This window comes from Methyloglobulus morosus KoM1 (assembly GCF_000496735.2).
Taxonomy (GTDB): Bacteria; Pseudomonadota; Gammaproteobacteria; order Methylococcales; family Methylomonadaceae; genus Methyloglobulus; species Methyloglobulus morosus.
The window spans coordinates 1-23591 of record NZ_AYLO01000037.1; the positions used below are offsets into that span (position 1 = coordinate 1).

At 47.1% G+C, this 23591-nt stretch carries 21 protein-coding genes and 1 pseudogene; 12 read left to right on the top strand and 10 right to left on the bottom strand.

Translation table 11 applies throughout. The features are described 5' to 3' along the window. Positions 1 to 103, top strand: a pseudogene (locus MGMO_RS19485) (phosphate ABC transporter ATP-binding protein); the annotation flags it as partial. Between the two features lie 14 nt (positions 104 to 117). Next, the gene (gene phoU, locus MGMO_RS05040) at positions 118 to 837 is read left to right on the top strand and encodes a phosphate signaling complex protein PhoU (protein WP_023493963.1); all 720 of its coding nucleotides are present in this window, start codon (positions 118 to 120) and stop codon (positions 835 to 837) included. A gap of 82 nt (positions 838 to 919) precedes the next feature. Here phoU and MGMO_RS05045 read toward each other — a convergent pair whose 3' ends face one another. The 6 genes from MGMO_RS05045 to MGMO_RS05070 all read right to left on the bottom strand — a co-directional run bounded on the left by MGMO_RS05045 (position 920) and on the right by MGMO_RS05070 (position 10809). Then, on the bottom strand, positions 920 to 4543 hold the full coding sequence (locus MGMO_RS05045; RefSeq protein WP_051383971.1) for a DUF748 domain-containing protein: 3624 nt from the start codon (positions 4541 to 4543) through the stop codon (positions 920 to 922). Positions 4544 to 4607: 64 nt separating this feature from the next. Next, positions 4608 to 5909, bottom strand: coding sequence for an ammonium transporter (locus tag MGMO_RS05050; RefSeq protein ID WP_036306973.1), 1302 nt, complete (start codon positions 5907 to 5909; stop codon positions 4608 to 4610). 19 nt (positions 5910 to 5928) lie between these two features. Next, entirely contained in the window at positions 5929 to 6267 is a 339-nt protein-coding gene (locus tag MGMO_RS05055; RefSeq protein ID WP_023493966.1) for a P-II family nitrogen regulator, read from the bottom strand. Positions 6268 to 6987: 720 nt separating this feature from the next. Continuing rightward, positions 6988 to 8349: an ammonium transporter gene (locus tag MGMO_RS05060; protein WP_051383972.1), complete on the bottom strand. Its 1362-nt coding sequence runs from the start codon at positions 8347 to 8349 to the stop codon at positions 6988 to 6990. A gap of 63 nt (positions 8350 to 8412) precedes the next feature. Beyond that, complete coding sequence (locus MGMO_RS05065; protein ID WP_023493969.1) at positions 8413 to 8751, bottom strand: P-II family nitrogen regulator; 339 nt, start codon at positions 8749 to 8751, stop codon at positions 8413 to 8415. A gap of 678 nt (positions 8752 to 9429) precedes the next feature. Beyond that, complete coding sequence (locus MGMO_RS05070; RefSeq protein ID WP_023493970.1) at positions 9430 to 10809, bottom strand: porin; 1380 nt, start codon at positions 10807 to 10809, stop codon at positions 9430 to 9432. Positions 10810 to 11117: 308 nt separating this feature from the next. On the opposite strand from MGMO_RS05070, the gene glnA reads away from it, so the two are divergent. The 7 genes from glnA (at position 11118) to rsmA (ending at position 18758) form a co-directional block, all read left to right on the top strand. Further along, positions 11118 to 12527 (top strand): glutamate--ammonia ligase, encoded by a 1410-nt coding sequence (gene glnA / locus MGMO_RS05075; protein ID WP_023493971.1) that lies wholly within the window; start codon positions 11118 to 11120, stop codon positions 12525 to 12527. A 71-nt stretch (positions 12528 to 12598) separates the two neighbouring features. Further along, positions 12599 to 12841 carry a hypothetical protein gene (locus MGMO_RS05080; RefSeq protein WP_036306979.1) on the top strand — a complete coding sequence of 81 codons (243 nt, stop codon included), beginning with the start codon at positions 12599 to 12601 and terminating at the stop codon, positions 12839 to 12841. Positions 12842 to 13007: 166 nt separating this feature from the next. Next, positions 13008 to 14117, top strand: coding sequence for a sensor domain-containing diguanylate cyclase (locus MGMO_RS05085; protein WP_321163110.1), 1110 nt, complete (start codon positions 13008 to 13010; stop codon positions 14115 to 14117). Positions 14118 to 14387: 270 nt separating this feature from the next. Continuing rightward, a complete protein-coding gene (glnL, locus tag MGMO_RS05090; RefSeq protein ID WP_082458285.1) occupies positions 14388 to 15422 on the top strand; it encodes a nitrogen regulation protein NR(II) in 1035 nt (344 codons plus the stop codon). 18 nt (positions 15423 to 15440) lie between these two features. Beyond that, positions 15441 to 16874: a nitrogen regulation protein NR(I) gene (gene ntrC / locus MGMO_RS05095; RefSeq protein WP_023493975.1), complete on the top strand. Its 1434-nt coding sequence runs from the start codon at positions 15441 to 15443 to the stop codon at positions 16872 to 16874. A gap of 95 nt (positions 16875 to 16969) precedes the next feature. Next, positions 16970 to 17968: a 4-hydroxythreonine-4-phosphate dehydrogenase PdxA gene (pdxA, locus tag MGMO_RS05100; protein WP_023493976.1), complete on the top strand. Its 999-nt coding sequence runs from the start codon at positions 16970 to 16972 to the stop codon at positions 17966 to 17968. Beyond that, complete coding sequence (gene rsmA, locus MGMO_RS05105) at positions 17961 to 18758, top strand: 16S rRNA (adenine(1518)-N(6)/adenine(1519)-N(6))-dimethyltransferase RsmA (protein ID WP_023493977.1); 798 nt, start codon at positions 17961 to 17963, stop codon at positions 18756 to 18758. The genes pdxA and rsmA overlap by 8 nt, the downstream gene beginning before the upstream one ends. 68 nt (positions 18759 to 18826) lie before the next feature. Here rsmA and arsB read toward each other — a convergent pair whose 3' ends face one another. The 3 genes from arsB to MGMO_RS05120 are packed head-to-tail and all read right to left on the bottom strand — an operon-like array spanning position 18827 to position 20779. After that, a complete protein-coding gene (gene arsB / locus MGMO_RS05110; protein ID WP_023493978.1) occupies positions 18827 to 19900 on the bottom strand; it encodes an ACR3 family arsenite efflux transporter in 1074 nt (357 codons plus the stop codon). Further along, the gene (locus MGMO_RS05115; protein ID WP_023493979.1) at positions 19897 to 20373 is read right to left on the bottom strand and encodes an arsenate reductase ArsC; all 477 of its coding nucleotides are present in this window, start codon (positions 20371 to 20373) and stop codon (positions 19897 to 19899) included. The genes arsB and MGMO_RS05115 overlap by 4 nt, the downstream gene beginning before the upstream one ends. Before the next feature lie 55 nt (positions 20374 to 20428). Further along, positions 20429 to 20779, bottom strand: coding sequence for a metalloregulator ArsR/SmtB family transcription factor (locus tag MGMO_RS05120; RefSeq protein WP_023493980.1), 351 nt, complete (start codon positions 20777 to 20779; stop codon positions 20429 to 20431). A gap of 374 nt (positions 20780 to 21153) precedes the next feature. On the opposite strand from MGMO_RS05120, the gene MGMO_RS05125 reads away from it, so the two are divergent. Together MGMO_RS05125 and MGMO_RS05130 are read left to right on the top strand one after the other, a co-directional pair. Beyond that, on the top strand, positions 21154 to 21360 hold the full coding sequence (locus MGMO_RS05125) for a cold-shock protein (RefSeq protein ID WP_023493981.1): 207 nt from the start codon (positions 21154 to 21156) through the stop codon (positions 21358 to 21360). Between the two features lie 84 nt (positions 21361 to 21444). Next, entirely contained in the window at positions 21445 to 21708 is a 264-nt protein-coding gene (locus MGMO_RS05130; protein ID WP_023493982.1) for an RNA recognition motif domain-containing protein, read from the top strand. Positions 21709 to 21945: 237 nt separating this feature from the next. Here the strand turns inward: MGMO_RS05130 and MGMO_RS05135 are convergent, their stop codons facing one another. Next, a complete protein-coding gene (locus MGMO_RS05135; RefSeq protein ID WP_023493983.1) occupies positions 21946 to 22917 on the bottom strand; it encodes a 2-hydroxyacid dehydrogenase in 972 nt (323 codons plus the stop codon). 71 nt (positions 22918 to 22988) lie between these two features. Between MGMO_RS05135 and MGMO_RS19490 the strand changes: the two genes are divergently transcribed. After that, complete coding sequence (locus MGMO_RS19490; RefSeq protein ID WP_152976298.1) at positions 22989 to 23240, top strand: hypothetical protein; 252 nt, start codon at positions 22989 to 22991, stop codon at positions 23238 to 23240. Positions 23241 to 23591: the final 351 nt, after the last annotated feature.

A 23591-nucleotide genomic window follows, 5' to 3' on the forward strand; every position in this document is an offset into this window, starting at 1 on the left:
CATGTACATGGGTGAATTGATAGAGATAGACAGCACTAGCCAACTGTTCACCAAACCCAAAAAGAAGCAGACCGAAGACTACATAACCGGCAGATACGGTTAACAAGGAGAACGCAGATGAATAACACGAGCATCGGGCATCATATCTCTGAGCAATTTAATAAGGAACTCGAAGATATGCGCAACCATGTGCTGACCATGGGGGGCTTGGTTGAGGAGCAGATCGAGAATGCAATCAAGGCTTTTGCTACGGCTGATGTGGAATTGGCTGAACAGGTTATCAAGCAAGATAACCAGATTGATGCCCTTGAAATAGCGTTAGACAGGGAGTGTATGGAGATATTGGCGTTACGCCAACCTACTGCTTTCGATCTAAGGCTATTGATAACCATGTTCAAAACCATTAATGAGCTGGAGAGGGTAGGCGACTTGGCCGAAGTCATTGCCAAGATGGCGATTGTCACTTCAGAAGTTGAAGGCCACCCCCATGCCCCGTATTACGAAATCCAACACATGGCTGACCTGATCAAAGGTATGCTGCATGATGCGCTAGACTCATTTGCCCGTATGAGCCTCGATGAAGTGCCCGCCATAACAGCCAGGGACGAACTTGTGGATAGGGAATATGCCAGCATCATCAGGCAACAGATAACCTATATGATGGAGGATGCCCGAAATATCAAGCGGACGCTCAATGTCCTGTGGACAGTGCGTTCACTGGAACGGATCGGCGACCACGCCTGCAATATATGTGAACATCTGGTCTACATGATTAAGGGCGAAGATGTCCGTCACACGAGCCATGAAGAATTGGAAAAAAAAGTGAAGGGCGAATAAGCCCTGTCGTTTTGCAAACCGCGCGCGGCGAATTTTTGTAGGTGCCGAAATTATTATAGGGACAAAAAGGGAGTTTGCGTCATCAATTGGTTTTTAAAGACAAGGCGCTAACTATATCCTTGCCATCCCGTTTGGGGTCTAGCGCAGAATCTAGGATAAAAACACGCTCGTTAGCTATGCCGCCCTTCTGGACGATGTATTTGGCGATAGCTTGCGAGCGTTCGGATGCCAGGTCTTTAAGCCGCTTTGGCTCGGGCTTGATGATCTCCGCCATTTTTTGCTTTGCGACTTGGAAAAAGTCCCCGGTAAGGGGACTCAGCAACTTTGGCGTCCCAAGTAGTGATTTCTCAGCCATTGTCGGAAACCGTTTAATAAAGGCATCTGCCAGCAAGTCATTGTAGTCATCCTCTGAGAGTTTAAAGTGTTCCAAACGCACTTTCCTGCCTTCTTCTTTGCTCATTTCGACAGCTTTTAATGACTTGAGTTGTTCCAACAAGGCTTCTTCCCGTAACCCTGGCCAATCCTGCTCTTCATAGGCAGCACCTTTAATTTCCAAATTGAGAACGGGCTTTTCTTTTAACAACTTTGACACATCATCCAGTTTTTTCATTTCCTTTTCGTCGAGTATATACTTACCTGGAGCAAAACCGACGACACTTAAATTTTCCTCACTACCCACCAAAGACGCTATGGCATTGAAAGGCGAGGTCACTATTTTGGTCAGTACATTGACCAACGCATCGACGATAATTCCGCCTATGCTGAATTCAGGGTCTTCCAAACTGCCAGTCAACGGTACATCCAGTTTTATTTTACCGCTGGAATCTTTCAATAAGGCAATTGCCAACTCCAGCGGTAGGGACACGGCATTCGGATTATCCACTTTTTCGCCAAGCTCAAGCTGGTCGATCAAGATGCTATTAGACGCGTTCAAGTTGCCTTTTTCGACTTTATACCTCAAACCTAACGTCAATTTGCCTTTTTCAATTCTATAGCCGGCAAACTGCACCATGTAGGGTGTTACCAGTGGCATAGGCAGGCCGTCGAATTTGAGGCTTACATCGTAATCGCCTAGATAAGGGCTGATCTCTCCGGCTATGTCTACAGGCGCGATATCATAGGCGCTACCTTTCATATCGACTTTAATGATTGATTTTGGGTCTGAAGAAAGCCCTTTCGCGCCGCCATCGAGACTTTCAATCCGTGCTGCAAACGGCAGGATCAAGGAGAGGTCGGCAAAATCGGAAGAACCGTCAATAACTTTGACCTGAGACAATTTGAACACGGGTTTAGTGCTTTCCGCCGCCTTACCCTGTATTTCCTTGACAGGCTTGGTTGGTTTTGCAAGCCTGTTCGCTGAAGCTTTTTCCACCACCATGATGTCCGAGAAATTGATTGTCTTGTCTTTACGGATGGTCACCTTTGCATAAGGCTTTTCAATCAATAAGACGGCTGCGGCATAACGGTTGGCAAGCAGGTCTACATTCAAATCTTTAAAGGTCAGGTTCTTCCACCTGATTAAATCCTTGTTCTGGATCTTGTCACGGGCCAACAAATCTGCGATTCCCGCGTTGCCTGTGAACTTAACATCCAAAGGCTTTTCCGGCGCTTGCTTGACGTCCAGTTTGCCGTCGATATTGAATTTGCCGTCCAACAAATAAATACGGGCAAATTTTTCCACATAAGGTTGGAATTTTTCCAGTTCTATGTTTTTCACGGCTACATCAATTTTCGCTGCAAGAGGCGAGATAACTGTATCGCCTTTCAGTTTTATCGAACCCGTTTTGTTAACGCCTATTTCGAGTTGAAACGGCAGTTTGGTATCCGGCTTATTGACATAATTATTCAACTTGAGATTGATCGGTTTTGCCGTCATCTGCTCCGGTTTTTTTAAGGCCTTATCTTCAAAATTCAGGCCAAAATTATCCAAGGTCAGGTTATTGACCTTGATAAGCCAGTCTTTCTTTGGCGGCGGCGGGGGTGCGGATGGCGAGTTGGTGGACGGCTTTGAAGTGTCCTCTGTAAAGTTAACCGTCTTTGCAGTGGCAATATCCGTGTTTTTTTCTTCCACTTTAGGCGAGGCAAACAAGGTTTGGTAATTGATAACGCCGTCTTTATCCAACCAAGCCTCAATCTCGGCATCTTTTCCAGTCACCGAATCCACTATGACTTCCTGGTTTTTGAGGTTAACGCCTATCCCATTCAAACCAAAAGCCGGAATCTTGATGAGTGTTTTGGCTTCGCCTTTTTCGGACACTTTCAGGTCATGCACGTCAAATTTGCCATTCGCCACGGTTAGATCCAGTGTATTGCCAACAACGTCAAGTTGATACGAGGCTTCCAGGGCAATATCAGGGATTTTGGCTTCGACCTTGCCCTGGTTTAATCCAAAGTTCTTGATGTTCAATTTTGCCTTATTGGCGACAATTTTTAAGCCTTCCTTCGTCTTGGTGACTTTAATGTCGGTTTCATGGGCAAACGTAGGAATCACAACGGCCATCTGCCCATCCATTTGGTTGGAAAATTGTAGGTCGCGGCTGTCAAACATGACTTTATTGACCACCACATCCATATTGTTTTCTGCAATGTTGGCAACACAACCGATTTCAACAATAAAAGTTGGCGTATTAAGATGATTTTTGCGGGCGGTTTTATCGATAAATTGAAAATCGTGCAGTTCGAATCGACTTTTCTTGATGGTGACTTTCAGGTTTTTTTTGTCTAAACCCACTTTATAATCGACACTGAATTGTTCATTACCCTTCAAATCAAACGCGGCGGTTTCTGATAAGGCTAAAGCCAACACTTTTTCCAATTGCACCTTATCAAATTTTATTCCACCTTCCGAAAAAGCCGGGTTAACGCCAAAATTTCCTTTCCAGTCCAGCTTTCCGCCGGATTTAAGCATGAGGTTGAAATCCAGCTTGGCTTTTGTGTTTAGCTCAGTGCTTAGATTGTTGACACTCAAGTTAATTGGGTTTATTTCTTCCGATACGGGTTTGGCGAAATGTTTGTCATCCCACAATAGTTTTGCGTCTTTTATCGACAGTTGGATGATATTGAGCGGGAACATCTTGCCGTCATCCGGCTTCTTTGGCTCTTCCTTTTTCTTAGGTTTTGCCATGTCCTCGAAATTGAATTTACCGTCTTTCAACTTGGCAAGATGTAGTGTCGGCTTGTTCAGGGCGATTTCATCAATCACCAAGGCCAGACGCTTGACGGACTGGAGGCCATTGACATCAATATTAAAATTGTCGAATTCCACAAACGGCTTGCCGTTTTTTTCCAGAATCTTAAATCCTTGGAGGGTGGCAAACAATTTGAACGGATTAAACTCGATGTTCGCAACCGAGGCTTTCCTTCCCGTTTCTTCTTGAATGATACTGGGAATTTTGGACTTCAAAAGCGCTGGCACTATGTAAAAGCCCAGCACGGCATACGCTTCGACTAGGCTGATGGTGATGATGAATGGTTTAAGGTACCGTGCGTAGGGTTCAGGTAATTTAAGGTATTTCTGGTTCAGGTTTTCAATAAGGCCAGTACGGGCACTAACTACCCGATTCTGGTCATCGTCGACAATCTGATTTTTGCGGAATGGTTTAAGGATAAGCTGAACTAGCCCTTTGAAGGATTCTTTAACGGCATCCCAAGACCCGTTTGAAGGATCAATTTCGGATAAGTTAGAACGTACTTTACCAGTTAGCATTGGGAGGCGATCAAGTAGGGATCGCCAACCCAGGCTGATTGTTGACCGTAACTGCTGGTTGGTCTTAGATATCCAAGTAACCAGTTTCTTCATGTAAGACCTGATCCAACCCTTGAACTTCTTCGTCGGGGGTGACACGCAAGCCGATACACTTATCTAATGCTTTAAGGATCAGATAACTGAACAACCCACTCCACGCGATAGTCGCCAGGATTGCTAAAGCTTGTATGCCGACTTGTTGGCCTATTGTCACTCCTTCGGCAAGTCCAATACCGCCCAGGTTGCTCGCCGCAAAAACACCGGTCAGCAATGAACCCGTAATTCCTCCTATACCATGCACAGGGAAAACGTCCAAGGAATCGTCAATGATTAATTTACGTTTGACGATTTGGGTAGCAAAAAAACAAACGATGCCTGCAGTGATGCCAATGACTAGTGCACCCATTGGGCCGACAAAGCCGGATGCCGGTGTGATTGTACCTAAGCCCGCCACCATTCCGGTGACAATCCCTAACATGCTGGGTTTGCCGAAGCGGAACCATTCAATAGTCATCCAGGTCAATGAACCTGCTGCAGCGCCGATATGGGTGACCAACATTGCCATACCTGCACGGCCATCCGAGGTCAACGCGCTGCCTGCATTGAAACCGAACCAACCCACCCACAACATGCCTGCACCCGTCACGACCATCGTCATGTTGTGTGGCGGCATGGCGGTGGTCGGGAAGCCTTTGCGCCTGCCGATGACCAAAGCCGACACCAAGGCGGCAATACCGGCATTGATGTGGATGACGATACCGCCCGCAAAATCCATTGCGCCCAAACCCGCCAACCAACCATTGCCCCATATCCAATGGCAAATCGGCACATAGACAAGGCATAGCCACAAACCGCTAAACCACAACATCGCTGAGAACTTCATGCGCTCCGCAAACGCTCCCACAATCAAAGCCGGTGTGATAATGGCGAAGGTCATTTGGAACATGAAATACAGCGTTTCTGGAATATCGCCTGTTAATGATGACGTTGTAATATCGGGTAAAAATGCTTTTGACAGGCCTCCTAAATATTTTTGGATTTCGCCGCCATCGGAGAAAATCAAGCTGTAGGCTCCCGCTAGCCAGAGTATGGAAACGAGACAGGTAATTGCAAAGCATTGCATTAACACCGACAGCACGTTTTTACTCCTGACCAAGCCCGCATAAAACAGCGACAAGCCGGGAATGGTCATAAACAGCACCAAAGCTGTCGAGGTCAGTATCCAGGCTGTATTCGCCTGATTCAGTTCAGCCGCAGAAGCAAGCCCTGGGGTTAACAGTAAAACCAATAAAAACTTGAGTTTGTTATAATTATTTTTATTATTCATCGTGTAGTCTAAGTGCCGTTTAGATGGCATCTTCCCCTGTTTCGCCTGTCCTGATACGTATCACTTGCTCAAGATTGGTTACGAATATTTTGCCGTCACCGATCTTTCCAGTATTGGCGGCATTGACAATCGTTTCCACGGCTTTATCGACTATGTCGTCACTTACGGCGATTTCTAATTTTACCTTAGGCAGGAAGTCGACTACATATTCGGCGCCACGGTATAACTCCGTGTGGCCTTTTTGTCGCCCAAAGCCTTTGACTTCCGTGGCGGTCACACCTGCCACGCCAATTTCCGATAGTGCTTCCCGCACATCGTCCATCTTGAATGGTTTAATAATCGCTGTTATTAGTTTCATGATTTCTCTCAATTACTTGGTGGCTTGAAGGAATATTTTACACAGGCTGCAATCATACACATTATTTATCAACATACAATTGGTAAAGGGTTTGTATTACCAAAAAAACTCTGCGTCCTTTATGTCAAATACCCGATTAAGTTTGATAAATTTTAATGTTAGGATTGGCTAACCATGTTTGGACGCTCTAAATTATTGTTGTGCCGATATGTGACGTGTAGGCGCCCCTTTATCTTCGAAACTATATGCGAGGTTAACATGAAAAATGTCCTGAGCAGATTGCTCGTATCACAGGCAGGTCTAGAGGCGCTGGCTTTACGGCTTCCGGTTGGCCTTATCCGTGCAGCGCACGGTAGCCAAAAGTTATTTGGCGGGTAGCACTGAGTTTTTTGGTGGCATTGGGTTGGTCTTGGGCTTGCTCACGCATGTAGCGGGCGGTAAGTTGCGCCCTTACTTTACGGGTTGCCTTAGTTGTGCTGCATTGGGGTAAAGGTTTTTTCCTGGCTACGCACGGAATTGAATATGCCTTGGCATTATTTTCAGCGGCAACTGCCTTGTCAATTATGGGTGGCGGCAGTTACTCGGTAGGCCGATATCTTGTAAGGGAATGTTTTCGTAATCACTAAGCGGTCATAGCAGATTGTATGACGAAAGCAGCATATAAAAGTGGCGGAATCCTTGATGGGATTCCGCCTTAATGCCTATTACCGCTCCAGCCGCTTAGTCATGGTAAGCTGACTCACCATGTTCGCAAATATCCAAGCCTTCGCGCTCGACTTCTTCACTAACGCGCAGCCCGATCAGTATATCCACGATTTTAAAAGCAATGAAGGAGACTGTGCCGGACCAGATGATAGAAACCCCGACTCCCCAGAGCTGGCTAGTGACTTGGGTGGACATGCTAAATTCAGCAACGCCGTTTGCCACATAATCCCAAACACCCGTACCACCCAAACTTGGGGAAGCGACAATCCCAGTGCCGATAGCACCAATTATTCCACCTACGCCGTGGACTCCGAAAGCGTCCAGGGAATCGTCATAACCCAGCTTGCTTTTCAGTCCAGTGACTGACCAGAAGCAGACCGCACCAACAACCAAACCCAGCACAATAGCGCCCATCGGCCCTGCCCAACCGCACGCTGGTGTAATCGCAACCAACCCTGCAATTGCCCCGGAAGCGCCACCCAACATGCTGGGTTTCCCTTTAATTAGCCATTCCGCACTCATCCAAGACAAAGTGGCCGCAGCGGTGGCAAGCAAGGTATTTACAAACACCAAGGCCGCCAAGCCATTAGCTTCCAGGTTAGACCCTACGTTAAAGCCAAACCAGCCTACCCACAATAACGAGGCGCCGATCATGGTCATGGTCACGCTATGCGGAGCCAACGATTCCTTATTGAAACCAATGCGTTTGCCTATCATCAAACAGCCCACCAAGCCTGCGATACCGGCGTTGATATGGACGACCGTTCCGCCCGCAAAATCCAATGCCCCCTTTTGGAATATAAAACCTGCCGTCGCACCCGCAGCTTCCGCCGCTTTGGCATCGGTGTAAGCATCCGGGCCTGCCCAATACCAAACCATGTGCGCTATCGGCAAGTAAGAGAAGGTAAACCAAATCAACATGAATAATAGCACTGCCGAAAATTTAACCCGCTCGGCAAATGCACCGATAATCAAGGCTGGCGTAATGGCTGCGAAAGTCAACTGGAAAACCACGTAGATATATTCAGGGACATAAACGCCTTTGCTAAATGTCGCCGCCATCGAATCAGGTGTGATGCCGATCAGGAACATCTTACTTAGCCCGCCAAAGAAAGCGTTGCCTTCAGTGAAAGCAATACTGTAGCCGTAAATCGCCCACAAAATCGCCATCATGGAGAAAATGATGAACACCTGCATCAACACGGACAACATGTTTTTGGCGCGAACCATGCCGCCGTAAAATAACGCCAGACCTGGGATAACCATCAAGATAACGAGGACGGTCGCCACAATCATCCATGCCGTATCGCCCTTGTTTACCGTAGGGGTCACTGCTGCGGCTACTTCTTCGGCAGAAACGGGATACGAAAAAGTCATCAATAACAAGAGCCAACCCATGCCCATTAAACTAGATATTCTTATATTCATTTTTAACCCCCCTTAAAGCGCTTCTTCGCCAGTTTCTCCGGTGCGTATCCGAATAACCTGTTCCAAATTAGTTACAAAAATTTTGCCATCGCCAATTTTTCCGGTATTGGCTACCTTACTGATCGCCATCACTGCGGAATCAAGCAATGTATCGGCCACTGCCACCTCGACTTTGGCCTTGGGCAAAAAATCAACGACATATTCGGCACCGCGATACAGCTCGGTATGGCCTTTTTGACGGCCAAAGCCTTTTACTTCCGTTACCGTCACTCCAGAAACCCCGAGTTCCGAGAGCGCCTCGCGAACATCATCGAGCTTAAAAGGCTTAACAATTGCGGTTATCAGTTTCATATTTACTCCTTAATTTTTGTTAACAACCAAGAGAACCGACAATCCTTTCTTCTTTTGGCGGAAGAAACCGTTTGCAAGTAAAAGGGGTTCGCTTGAATTATTTAAAAGCACAGATTATGCCAATCTGAATAAACAAAGAAACCTGGAGGCTAAAGCAGAAGGTTCAAGGCATATCCTTAATATTGCACTAATTTGGTGCTTGCCGAGTGGTTATGGTAAAAAATGGTGCAACTCTTATTACGAGGCATTTAGTTTAGATTCGATAATAAATAATATATTGCTATGCAGTTCACATATTTAAAACTATCTAACCGAAGTAGTATTGACATGCATTCTTCTCACATAACTGCCCTGACCCTGAGAAATTACGAAATAATATTTGCAATGATGTGTTTTCTCTTTGCCTTTCAGTAAAAGTGGAATCAAAACCGCAAAAACGGGGAGAAGCGGATATTCGTATCGGCTAACATTTAGATAAGCTTGAAGGCAATCCCATTTTGTGGGAACAATTCGTCGCTGTCTGTAGTTGCGTTTATTGGAGTTTCAGCCGCAAAGCCTATTTGTGCAAGTTTTAATAATAATCCGTTGAATACCCATCTCCACGACATCAATTTTCGCATAAAAAAAATGCGCCCTAAGGCGCATTTTTTTTGGTGAAATAAGGATTTATCTTTATGGCTAAAAGTTGATATTAAAGTCAGTCGAAAACAGGAACTGGTTATTTTTACTGTCACCAAATGGTCCAGAGGCTTGCGTTCCAATGCCAGCTGTCGATATTCTATCAACAAAGTCGTAGCGGACATTCGGGCGAATGTTCAGCCATTTCACAGGTTTCCAGTTTACCCCAGCGGTGACTTCGTAATAGCTACCGGATGTGCAACTAGATAAGAAATTGGCCGCGTAACTGGTGTTGGTGTTGGCGGTTGCTGCAGCTACACGTCCTGGTGAGCAGACCCGGAAGCCATTTTGGTCTTGGAACCATTCAAGGCGAACACCCGCCGCCAAGTTATCCAGGACATCGTAGGTCCAATGGGTGTTGATGCCATACCACTCGGCATCTCCAGCATGTCCCTCGTTAATGGCGGAAGTCGAAGTGACCACTTGATCGGCATAGCCATGGTCATGTTGCAGCACCATGTGGAATTTGTCGGTAATGTTATGTTTCAGCACTAAGCTGTACAATGCCCAGGCATTGCTGCTGTGTTCGGAAGTGCCGCCGTAAGTGCCGCTGGCGTTGAACGAGGTGTTTTTGTCGGTGCTGGTCCAGGTAGCCCCCATGAGGCCGCTCCAGTTGCCCAACTGCTTGTCAAAATTGCCATCCCAGCCGCCCGTGGCGCTGCCGGTGACGACACCGCCCATGACCGACCAATTACCGTCGATGGCGTAATTGCCCATCACGCCAGTGTGGGTGAACGGTTCGCCGTATTGCATGGTGTAAGCATGGGTGTAGAAAAAGTTGTCCGGTGCAGGGACGGTTTCATAGCCGATTGGCGTATAAAAGTGACCCGCCTTAACATTTAAGCCATTACCAATCGGTACATAAGCTTCTAAGTAAGCTTGCGGTAAGGCAATATCGTAGAAACGGTTATCGTGACTGCCGAGGAGGTTGAGATCCCAAGCGCCCCTGTTCAAAGGCTGTCCGGTATTTACGTCGAAAGCTGGAACACCGTAGGCTTGGGTGAAGATAGAATCTGACCCGAACATGAAGTCAAAGCGACCGCCGAAATCCCACGCCTTGCCTTCAGTTGCCACGGCTCTTTGGATAAAGACGTTGACTTGGTTGAGTTGAAGTTCGGCCTGACGGTCGGCAAACGTGACGGGTCCGTTAAAGTTATTGGATGGGTTGTTGGCGTTGTAAGTCACGCCAGAGTTAAGCCAAGCACCGACTTTTAGCCCCAAGCCTTTCATAAAAGAGCTTTCGTTGGGGTCGCCGACTGTTTCGAGGAGGGTGCTGGCTTCTGTCAATGTCTTAGTTTCCGCAAAACTAGTCGCAGGGGACACTAGTATTGCTAAGACTAGCGGCTTGATTAGTCCGAGGTTATTGGGCTGGTTGTTCATCTTAAATCCTCATCATTAATTGCGAAAAACTTTCAATTATTTGTCACATTCACTTTAGCACAGAATATGCCAGTTGTAAAACTGGTAATTTTATTGGGTTTACGCAACAAATATCCGTAAATGTCGCACTGTTGTTGTGCATTTTCAACAAGTGTCGCACCATATTGGCGTGCAAAAAACTGCATCCGAGGCTTCATGGCAGATTTTCAACCTCTGTTTTTTTTAGTGGCAAACCCCTCAAAAAAAATGGTATTGTTACGTGCTAGATTTAAATCCAAAGAACACTAATATCCCAGGAGGCAACGCTAATGTCAGCAGCAAATGTACTAAAAATGATTAAAGAAAATGACGTGAAATACGTCGATTTTCGTTTTTGCGATACCCGTGGTAAGGAACAGCACGTAAGTTTCCCTGCACACACCATAGATGAAGACACCTTTGAGCAAGGCAAAATGTTTGACGGCTCTTCTATCGCGGGTTGGAAACATATCAACGAATCTGACATGATCTTGATGCCAGAAGCATCGACTGCCGTGATGGACCCTTTCTACGACGAAAAGACCCTGATTTTGCGTTGTGACATCATTGAACCTAAGAACATGCAAGGTTACGAGCGCGATCCTCGCTCCATCGCAAAACGCGCAGAAGCCTATTTGCAATCGACTGGGCTTGCCGATACCGCATTCTTCGGGCCAGAAAACGAATTCTTCATTTTTGACGATGTCCGTTGGGGCGCAGACATGAGCGGCTCTTTCTATAAAGTGGATTCCGAAGAAGCGGGCTGGAACTCCGAAAAAGTCTATGCCGATGGAAACATTGGGCACCGTCCGGGTATCAAGGGCGGTTATTTCCCTGTGCCACCTGTCGATTCTTTACAAGACATGCGCTCTGCCATGTGTTCAACCCTGGAAGAAATGGGCCAAGTCACTGAAGTGCACCACCATGAAGTGGCTACCGCTGGACAGTGCGAAATCGGCGTCAAATTCAACACGTTGGTTAAAAAGGCCGATGAAGTGTTGACGCTTAAGTACGTGATTGCCAACATTGCCCACGCTTACGGTAAAACAGCAACCTTTATGCCTAAGCCATTGGTTGGCGATAATGGTAGCGGTATGCACGTCCACCAATCGCTCGCCAAAGGTGGCGTAAACTTATTTACTGGCGAATTGTACGGCGGCTTATCAGAACTGGCCTTGTTCTATATCGGCGGCATCATTAAACACGCAAAAGCCTTGAATGCGTTCACTAACGCATCCACCAACAGCTACAAACGTTTGGTGCCCGGCTTTGAAGCCCCGGTTATGTTGGCCTATTCAGCCCGTAACCGTTCCGCTTCTATCCGTATCCCTTTTGTCAATAACCCAAAAGGCCGCCGGATTGAGGTGCGTTTCCCTGATTCCACCGCCAACCCTTACCTGGCGTTCGCAGCGATGATGATGGCTGGGTTGGATGGCATCCAAAACAAAATCCATCCGGGCGAAGCGATGGACAAGGATTTATATGACTTGCCGCCGGAAGAAGAAAAAGCAATCCCGCAAGTCTGCCATGCCTTCGACCAAGCGTTGGACGCGCTGGACAAAGACCGTAGCTTCTTAACCAAAGGCGGCGTGTTTACCGATGATGCCATAGATGGTTACATCGAACTCAAAATGGCGGAAGTGACTCGCCTGCGCATGAGTACACATCCTGTCGAATACGATATGTATTACAGCCTGTAATTAAGGGATAAAAAACGCATTAAACCCCGTAAGTCTTGGGCTTTCGGGGTTTTTTTATGTTTGTCGAAGTTATGAAGACTATTCATCTGCAAGCCTTACGGTTTATCCAAAACAACGAGTGGGATGCAGCACATCGCCTGGTACAGGATTATACCGACCCCTTATCTCGCCAAATTCACGGTTATTTGCACTACATAGAAGGTGATTTAGATAATGCAAGCTATTGGTATCGACTCATTGGAATGGCTTTGCCTGATGGCTCACCGGAAGAAGAATTGAAACGGTTGACAAAGGCAATAGGTGAAACTAATTAACTTTTAATGATCTCTGCGGCATTGGTATTTTTCCAGGAAACTGCTACGCTTTGGCACTCGCTATATTTGTAAGCAATTACACGGCCATAGGCCAATTTTGCTGCAATCGGTCGACTTACATAGAGAAATTACATTGGAAAATGATTTAAATACCGACTTAATTGTCTTGCAAAGTCATTTGGAAAGTATGCTTGATCGAGCCAAGATAAACAGTGCCTATTTACGCAAGTTTCAGGCATTTGAGATGAGATTGCTCAAGCTTAATTCCTTATCCGACATGGTTGAGCACCTACTTGATGATGCCAAAGATTATTTTGATATCGACATGATTGGCTTATGTTTGGTCGATGAAAAAGGCGAAATCGCGGCAATCTTGAGCGAAGCAGGATACGATTGCAGGTCAAAAAAGGGCTTGACTCTCCTCGACAGTAAAAATAAGCGGGTTTCCACCTTCGGGATAATGTCTCGCCCCTATATTGGTGCATTTAATAACGCAAAATACGGCAATTATTTTTCTGATGTAGAAAAAAAACCTGCAAGCATTGCAGTTACTCCTTTAACCCGGCGGGATACGATATTAGGTAGCTTAAGTTTAGGCAGCTATCAAATTGACCGTTTCGCCGATACCATGGCTACCGACTTTGTGGAGCATCTTGCCTCTATAGTCGGAATCTGCCTGGAAAATAACCTTAATTTTGAAACGATTAAACGAACTAGTTTCGTTGACGGTTTAACGGGCATCAATAACAGGCGTTTTTTTGAACAACGGATAGGCGAGGAAGTAGACCGTTGTAGAAGAAACTTAGATCCTATCTCATGCCTATTTTTGGACATTGATTTTTTCAAGGTCGTTAACGACAAGCTGGGGCATCAAGTCGGTGACAAGGTTTTGTGCGAAGTGGCCAATGCCATCAAAGCGCAATTACGAAGCAATGATGTCTTGGCGCGCTATGGCGGAGAGGAGTTTGTCGTCCTCTTGTCAAATATTGACGAAGTAATGGTTTTGGAAATTGCCGAGCGGATACTTAAGACCATCCGGTCGCTTACTGTTATTTTGGATGGAAGCTCAATTTCTGTGACAGTTTCAATTGGGGTATCCACCTATTTGCCAGCTCCGTCGTCAATTCCATCCGAATGTGATATTCCATCCATGCTTGTCAAGATAGCTGATGCCGCTTTGTACAAGGCGAAACGTGGAGGCCGCAACCGGGTCGAAAATGGCGGCGTAATTTCAGAAAAATCGGGGATTGATAAAGTTAGTGTCGCTAAAATATAGCGGCATATCGCTAACGATCAGTCGGAGAATTCAGTTTTAACTTCTATCAATTAATCGCACTATAATGGTGCGTCGCTTACAGATCTTATCTGCGCAGTTATCATTCTTGCGGATATGCCTTGTTGTTCCTTAATCAAGACCGCTTATTTTAGCCGTTGAGTAAAATGAATTGCTTATCAGCATCCAAATGGCATGTCTAAAAACTTGGTCTGTATATTGCTTAATTTTTTAAGATTGGATAGTTAATCTATGGACATTCACGACAAAATCATGTTTAAACGCATTCTGGATCACCTTAATACGGCAACCCTGCTGTTCAATCGTGATCTAAACCTTAGTTATGTGAATACGGCAGGAGAAATCTTGCTCGCTGATAGCGCACGCCATCTAGTCGGTGTAAACGCGATTGAATTATTCAAGTTTTCCGATCCGGCCTTGATAATCAATCTCCAGCAATGCCTGATGATGGCAGAACCTTTGGTGGACAGGGAACTTGTCATGGAACGCATGGGGCAAAACTTTACGGTCAACTTGAGCGCAACGCCACTGATAACTGAATATAAAGTCAGTGAGATCCTGGTTGAATTGCAACGGGTGGATAACCATCTGCGTATCTCCAAGGAAGAGCAGCTATTAAGCCAGCAAAATACTGCCCGATTGCTTGTCAGGGGGCTCGCGCATGAGATTAAAAACCCGTTAGGTGGGTTGCGCGGCGCGGCGCAGTTGTTGAATCTTGAGCTGACCGACCCTGACCTTAAAGAATATACCCAGATTATTATTGCCGAATCGGATCGCCTTCAAGGCTTGATGGACAAGTTGCTGGGCCCTAACAAGCCGCCCGATATTAGGGTCATCAATGTTCATGAAGTGTTGGAGCGGGTGAGGCAATTGGTGGAAGCTGAATTTTCAGGCAATCTCAGTATAGTTTGCGATTACGACCCGAGCATCCCCAATGTCCGGGCGGATCGGAATCTCCTGATACAAGCGGTTTTGAATATAGTCAAAAACGCTGTGCAAGCCATTGGCAATGGCGGCAAGATCATCCTTAAAACCCGAATTCAGCGAAATCAGGTTATCGGTCGCCAACACCACAAGCTGGCTGCAAAAATTGACATTATCGATAACGGTTCGGGTATTGATCCAGACATTATTGAACGTATTTTTTACCCGATGATTACGGGCCGCGCGGACGGCACTGGCTTGGGCTTATCCATCGCCCAGTCATTGATTAACCAACATAACGGTTTGATCGAGTGCCACAGCGAACCCGGCAACACGGTCTTTTCAATTATTTTACCCATTTAATTTCAAGGAGAATCGTCAATGAGTAAGCCTGAAACTGTCTGGATCGTTGATGACGACAAATCTATTCGCTGGGTCGTTGAAAAAGCCCTGCAAAAAGACGATATAAGTACTCGAAACTTTGCTGCCGCCAGAGACTTATTGGAAGCCCTTAATACCGATAGGCCAGATGCCTTGATTACGGATATTCGAATGCCGGGCATGGATGGTTTGCAATTGCTGGATAAAATTCAGCGTAGCTATCCTGAGTTGCCGGTGATCGTCATGACAGCGCACTCTGACCTTGAAAGCGCAGTTTCAGCATTTCATGGCGGCGCTTTTGAATACCTCCCTAAACCATTCGATATCAAGGAAATTGTTGAACTTGCCCATAGGGCCGTCCAACATGGTCGTAGACACGGGGTGGACGAACAAAAAGAACCGGCAACTATTGCCGGAACACCTGAAATCATTGGTGCCGCTCCCGCCATGCAAGAAGTGTTTCGCGCAATCGGCCGGTTGGCCCGATCCCATATCACCGTGCTAATCAACGGCGAATCAGGGACAGGAAAAGAGTTGGTTGCCAAAGCCTTGCACCGGCACAGCCCCAGGGCCCAAAAACCATTCATTGCGCTCAATATGGCCGCTATCCCAAAAGACTTGATGGAATCAGAGCTGTTTGGTCACGAGAAGGGATCTTTTACCGGCGCACAAGCCCGTCGATCAGGGCGTTTTGAACAAGCCAACGGCGGCTCCCTTTTCCTGGATGAAATTGGTGATATGCCTGCCGAACTCCAAACCCGGTTGCTAAGAGTATTGGCCGACGGCGAGTTTTATCCCGTTGGCGGACATACACCCGTAAGGGTCGATGTGCGGATTATTGCCGCCACTCACCAAAATCTTGAAGTGCTGGTAGAACAAGGCAGGTTTCGGGAAGATTTATTTCACCGCTTGAATGTCATTCGTATCCACATCCCGGCGTTGCGTGAACGTAAGCAAGACATACCGCTGTTGCTGCGGCATTTTATGTTTCAAGCCGCTCAGGAACTTAACACAGAGGTCAAAATATTGACCCCGGCGGCAGAAGAATTTTTGAGTTCCTTGGAATGGCCGGGTAATGTCAGGCAATTAGAAAACACTTGCCGCTGGCTTACCGTAATGGCATCTGGCCGTGAAATACAACTGCACGACTTGCCGCCTGAATTGCTCACTACCACACAAGAAAACGGACGATCTGAAATCGATTGGGAATCGTCCCTCAGAAACTGGATTGACCAACAACTGATCAAGCGAGCCCAATCGGGCGAGTCTAATCACAGTGATGTGGCCAAGCAAACTATTCCCATTGTAGAAAGCATATTAATCAAGGCCGCTTTAGATTATACCCGGGGACGGAGGCACGAAGCGGCCTTGTTATTGGGTTATGGGAGGAACACGCTTACCCGCAAAATAAAAGAACTGCATATTGAAGAATAGCTTGGCTAGCGGTTAAAGCGGTGGCTTTCGCAGCCTAATTGACCGACACAGTCTACTTTTATAGTACACTTAGTTGCTTTTAACCTTGATCCCCCATGGCAACTAACCGCATCGTCAAACGTATAGCCTTAACCTCGGGCGAACCCGCTGGGATAGGCCCTGATTTGTGTATTGCACTTGCGCAATCCGATTTGCCTTGCCAATTGGTTGCGATAGCGAATCCAGATTTGCTTCAAGAGCGCGCTAAGCGTTTAGGGTTGGCGCTTAAGGTGATTGAATTTAACCCAAATGCACCCGCAACAGCACAACAAGCAGGGCAACTCACCGTACTGTCGGTAGACCTTATTGAGCCCGTTAGTGCCGGTCAGCTCAATGCTGCCAATAGCCGCTATGTGCTAAAAACAATCACTAAAGCCACACAGGGTTGTATGAAGGGTGTGTTTGATGCCGTGGTCACTGCGCCCGTGCATAAGGGCATCATTAATGATGCCGGTATTTCGTTCACGGGGCATACTGAATTTATCGCTGATATTACAGGCGGCAATCCCGTTATGATGTTGGCAACCCTAGGTTTGCGGGTTGCTTTGGTGACCATCCACCTGGCTTTGTCCGAAGTCCCTAAAGCGATTACCCATACTCGATTGCGGCAGGTTATCCGCACCCTGGATCATGGGCTCCGCACGCGTTTTGCGCTTAGCAACCCAAAGATACTGGTTTGTGGATTAAATCCTCATGCCGGAGAAAACGGCTACTTAGGCCGCGAAGAAATCGACATCATCGAACCTGTGCTCAATGGCTTACGTAAGCAAGGCTTGAACCTCGAAGGCCCGCTGCCTGCTGACACGCTATTCACCCCCAAATATCTTGATAAGGCCGATGCCGTATTGGCCATGTACCACGACCAGGGATTGCCGGTACTTAAGCATAAGGGTTTTGGCAAGGCGGTAAACATAACTTTGGGCTTGCCCATCATCCGCACTTCGGTCGATCATGGCACTGCACTCGAATTGGCAGGGACAGGCTTGGCTGATTCGGGCAGCTTAAATTATGCCCTGGAGACCGCTTTGGCTATGGCAAATCAACAGAATGACTAACGGAACGCATTACGCCCGTAAGCGTTTTGGACAAAATTTTCTACATGACCATTCTGTCATTGCCAATATTCTCGCCAACTTGCAAATCAAGTCCGATGAACACTGGGTGGAGATCGGCCCAGGGCAAGGGGCATTAACGGCGCCATTGTTGGATAAAAACATAACCCTTGATGTCGTGGAGTTGGACAGGGATCTGGTGGGTTTGCTCAGGACTAAATTTAAAGATAAACCCAACTTGACCATCCACAGTGCAGATGCCCTGAAATTTGAATTTGCTAAACTCGCAAAACCGGACGAAAAGCTGCACATAGTCGGCAATCTGCCTTACAACATTTCCACGCCTTTGTTGTTTCATTTGTTGGACAATGCGGGATCTATTGCCGCCATGTACTTTATGTTGCAAAAAGAAGTCGTGGACCGGATTTGTGCCGTGCCGGGCAGCAAGAAATACGGTAGGTTAAGCGTGATGATGCAGTATCACTGCACGGCAGAATGCCTGTTCGATGTCTACCCAGAAAGCTTTGATCCCGCGCCGAAAGTGATGTCGGCGATCATAAAATTAATCCCTCACCCTACGCCGCCTGTGCTGGTTAATGATAAAGCCGTTTTCAAACAACTCGTCACCCAGGCTTTCTCGCAACGACGAAAAACCCTAAGGAACTCGCTTAAAACACTCGTCAGTGAAAAGGGTTTTGTGAGCTTGGGTATCGATCCCAATGCGCGGGCAGAAACGATTTCGCTTCTAGATTTTGCGAATTTGAGCAATGCGTTAAGCGATGACGAAAGATAATAAATCCTTGACCGGGATTACCCGAAAGGATTCCGTTACACCTCATCGACGCTGAGCGACTTAACCTTTCATTCCTTTTTGTTAATATTTTTCGCTAAAGCAAGCGGTCGTTCGTACCACCCTTTCGACCTATTTACCACGCGCACCACCAGCAACATCACGGGTACTTCAATAAGAACACCGACCACGGTAGCCAGTGCCGCACCTGAATTAAACCCAAACAAGCTTATGGCGGCGGCAACGGCGAGTTCAAAGAAGTTGGACGCGCCGATCAACGCGGATGGGCAAGCGATGTTGTGTTTTTCGCCGACGGTGCGGTTTAGCCAGTAAGCCAAGGCGGAATTGAAAAATACTTGGATCAAGATAGGCACGGCTAACAAGGCAATCACTAAGGGCTGTTTCAAGATGGCTTCACCCTGAAAAGCAAAAAGCAGCACCAGGGTTGCCAGTAAAGAGGCGATAGACCACGGGCCAATCTTAGCCATTGCGCTATCGAATGCCGCTAGTCCTTTTTTCATCAAATATAAGCGCCAAAGCTGGGCGAGTATGACTGGAATGACGATATACAACACCACTGAGGTAATGAGCGTCGCCCACGGTACGGTTATCGCTGAAATGCCTAACAGGAAAGCCACCAGCGGCGCAAAGGCAACAACCATAATGGCATCGTTCAATGCGACTTGCGATAAGGTAAACAAGGGATCGCCGTTAGAAAGGCGACTCCAAACGAACACCATTGCCGTACAAGGTGCAGCCGCCAGCAAAATCAAACCAGCGATATAGCTGTCAAGTTGATCGGCGGGCAGCATTGGGGCAAACAGGTTGCGGATAAACAACCAACCCAGGAACGCCATCGAAAACGGCTTGACCAACCAATTAACGAACAGTGTCACGCCGATGCCGCGAACGTGCTGGCGCACCTCGTGCAATGCGCCGAAATCGACCTTTACCAGCATTGGGATAATCATAATCCAGATTAGCAACCCGACAGGCAAATTGACTTGTGCGAACTCCATGCGTCCAATCGCTTGAAAAATAAGAGGGAAAACTTGCCCTAAAACAATGCCGACAGCGATGCAGAGTAGCACCCAAACCGATAAGTACCGCTCAAAAAAGCTGATGGCAGACGGTTTGCCGCTCATGATGGGTTGCCAATTTCATTCAATGCCTTTGTTATGTCGGCACTGTCCATTTCTTCTATCGGCAAAGCCAGCATCTGGTTTACTCTGACGGACAGCGCATCAAAAGTGGCTTGAAACGCCTTGGCGATTTCTTCATCTGTTCCAGTGACGTGAGCGGGATCAGGTAAGCCCCAATGTGCCTTGATCACGCTGTTTAGGTAAACAGGGCACACTTCGCCCGCCGCCTGGTCGCAGACCGTAATGGCAATATCAATGCCCGCGCCATCGAATTCATCCCAGGATTGGCTAGTAAATCCGTTTGTTGGAATACCGTTCCGGACTAGCGTTGCCAGCGCATTGGGATTGACTTTTCCGGTCGGATGGCTGCCTGCGGAAAAAGCATGAAAGCGATCGCCAGCCAAATGGTTAATCAACGCCTCGCCCAAAATGCTGCGGCAGGAATTGCCCGTACACAAGATCAAAATGTTTAACATAATTTCCTTAGTCATATTTATATATTCGTATAAGCAAATATTATACCCAAAAAAATTAGCTACAACATCCTTTCATCTCCGGGCGACCTTCCATGGCTTGCAATCTAGCGCAGTCTTTTTGTTGCATCGCCTGATTGCCCAAGTCGTTCGCAATTAAGTCCAAAATATCAAACACCCAAGCGGGTAATGCAGGATTGATTTGGTAGTAAACCCACTGTCCTTCACGGCTATCCAACAAGAGGTTGCATTGCCGCAATTGAGCCAGATGTCGGGAGATTTTAGGTTGCAACATGTCAAGCGCGTGGGTCAGCTCGCAGACACATAACTTGCCTTCCCTATGTAGCAAAACTACGCAACGTAGGCGTGTTTCATCGGCTAGGCATTTGAACAAGGTCGTTGGGTTCATTTTTAGCGATTATTTATGTTTTTTGAACAGGATACGGCAAATTTACAGTTTTATTGTGAACGACTGATAAATGGCGGTTTTACTAAGCAACCCAAATTATATAGCAGTACAGCCATATCTCGCTGTTTTCGTTTATCTATTCCAGAGTTTAAGTGTCGCCAGAATATTTCAATAGCTATCCTCGTGCTTAGTCCTTATAATGAAACAATGAGTGAAAGAAAATCAGCCGTTTACGTTTGGCGATTTCTCCATTCAATCCTTGCGTGTTAATCGGTACTTTCAGAAAATCCAAGCGTTTCCCCCTTTTCTCTGCCGGGTATGGTTAGCAATCAAACAAAGATGATTTAACTATGCCGATGGCATGAGGAAATACAATGGCAACAGGTACAGTAAAGTGGTTCAACGAAGCCAAAGGTTTTGGTTTTATTTCACCGGCGGATGGCAGCCCAGATGTATTTGTACATTTTTCTGCAATTTCCGGCCAAGGCAGCTTCCGTACGCTGGCTGAAGGCCAATCAGTTAACTACGATGTAGAAATTGGCCCCAAAGGCCCACAGGCTAGCAATGTAATGCCTGTTTAGTGTTCCTTTCTTTTGAACTTAGCCGGAAGGCTAAGGTGAACTTGACAGAAACACATCCCCCCATTTTGAATTAGGACACCACAATTGAAACGACTATTTGTAGGCAACCTGCCTAGCGATGCAACAGAAGAAACAGTAACCACCCTATTTGCCCAATACGGGAAAGTCCGTTCCGTGCAGCTAATCGCGGATATTTTCAGCGGCAAGTGTCGGGGCTTCGGCTTTATCGGCATGGAAGGCCACGAAGCCAGGGCGGCGATTGCAGGGCTGGACGGCAACCTGTACTGCGGTAAGCCATTGAAAGTCAAGTTTGAAGAAGCAACTGCCAGCAGGGGCGGTAGGCGTTAAGAAAACTTTGCTTTTGACTAAAGCAATCTAGCCCCTTCTCACTTGAGGGGCGACTGCCAAGGATGGCGAAAATGCGGCAGCAGGTAGGGAATCTGCGCCGCTAAGGTTAGGATTAGGGAATTAAATCGATGTTAATCCCCTTCACTGACCCTCTCGGCAACGGCTCCTGCGCTGCCTTACTAACCTACCGCAATACCAGAAGGAAAGTGAGTTTTCTTTCCTAGCTTAACGGTATAGCTAAACAACCCTATCCCCAGGTTCTTTGCCCGCAAAAAAAGCCGCAATATTATCCAGCACTCGATTGCCCATCGCCACGCGGGTTTCTTCGGTGGCGCTGCCTAGATGTGGCAATAAGGCCACATTATCCAATTCTAAAAATCCTGGGTTGATATTGGGCTCACCTTCGAAAACATCCAGTCCAGCACCTGCAATCCAGCGTTCTTTCAGGGCTTTAATCAAGGCGTTACTGTCGACCACATCACCTCGGGCGGTGTTGATCAGGTGTGCGGACGGTAGCATCAGTTTCAGGCTTTGTTCGTTGATCAAATGCTTGGTGGCCGCCCCGCCCGGGCAATGCAACGAGATAAAGTCCGATTCAGCCAGTACTTTTTCCACCGTAGCATAATAAGTCGCCTGATATTCCTTGAGAGTTTCAGGAGCGGGGGCATGGGGGGCATAACAGATGATTTTCATCCCGAAGCCGTGGTGCGCTTTTTTCGCCATCGCCTGGGCAATGCGGCCAAAGCCGATTAGGCCTAGCGTTTTACCCGTCACTTTCTGTCCCATCATATGGGTCGGCCCCCAACCCTTCCACTGTCCGTTACGAACCAGCCTGTCGCCTTCCGAAGCCCGCCGAGCGGACATCAACAGCAACAACATTGCGATGTCCGCCGTGCAATCGGTCAGCACATGCGGCGTGTTGGTGACGACGAGGCCTTCGCTTTTTGCCGCTTCTATATCGATGTTGTTATAACCGACACCGAAATTGCCGATGATTTTGGTGCGCTTGTTAGGGACATTGAGGATGTCGGCGGTAATCGGATCAGTCACGGTCGGCAATAGCGCATCGGCGGTTTGTAATGCGGCTTTCAGTTCATCCGCTGTCATTGGGATGTCGGTTTCGTTTAGTTGCACGTCGTAAAGTGCCTTTAAGCGTTCTTCGACGGGGGCGGGCCATTTACGGGTGACGATGATTTTGGGTTTGGTCATAGGCTTTGTGGTTTTGATTAACGATTTGTAATGTTAATGTTTGATGTGTCGCTAACGCGACAATTGTTTTAATGCCAGTTCCCGCACTGGCAGGCGGGATACTTTTCTTTGTACGGACAAAGAAAAGTATCCAAAAGAAAACCGCCCGATGCCGCTTGCTTCCTGCGCTCTGTCGGTTTTATCGGGGTTTGCTGGAAGGGACTCCTGTCCCTCCAGCAAAGCACGGCATCCCTGCCGTGCCCCTACGGGCTATTCCCGAYAAAACCGCCAGTGCTCGGCGCGGCATAAGGGGAATGGGTGCTTACCTTACCGAAGGATTGTAGGGTGGATTAGACGCGCAAAATCCCGTAACCTTCATATAAGCAAAGACTTTCCGTGCGTCGTAATCCACCATCTCGAAGTCCATCACATTCCGCGGGTTACGCCGCGTATTAACACCAGTAATTGTTTAGGCACAGTGGATTTGCGCAGCTAACCGCACCCTACAAGGTTGATACATCCTATCGCTCTACCGTTAACCACCCGTTTGGTGTATTAACTTACTGAATTTCCCACCAATAATCTGAGGCGTATATTGTTAAGTTATTCATTTTTGTCCAAACATGTTTCGACCACATGCTTTCTCCATTAGAAAACTTAACTTCTTTATTCATTTTTTCGTATACAGATTCAGT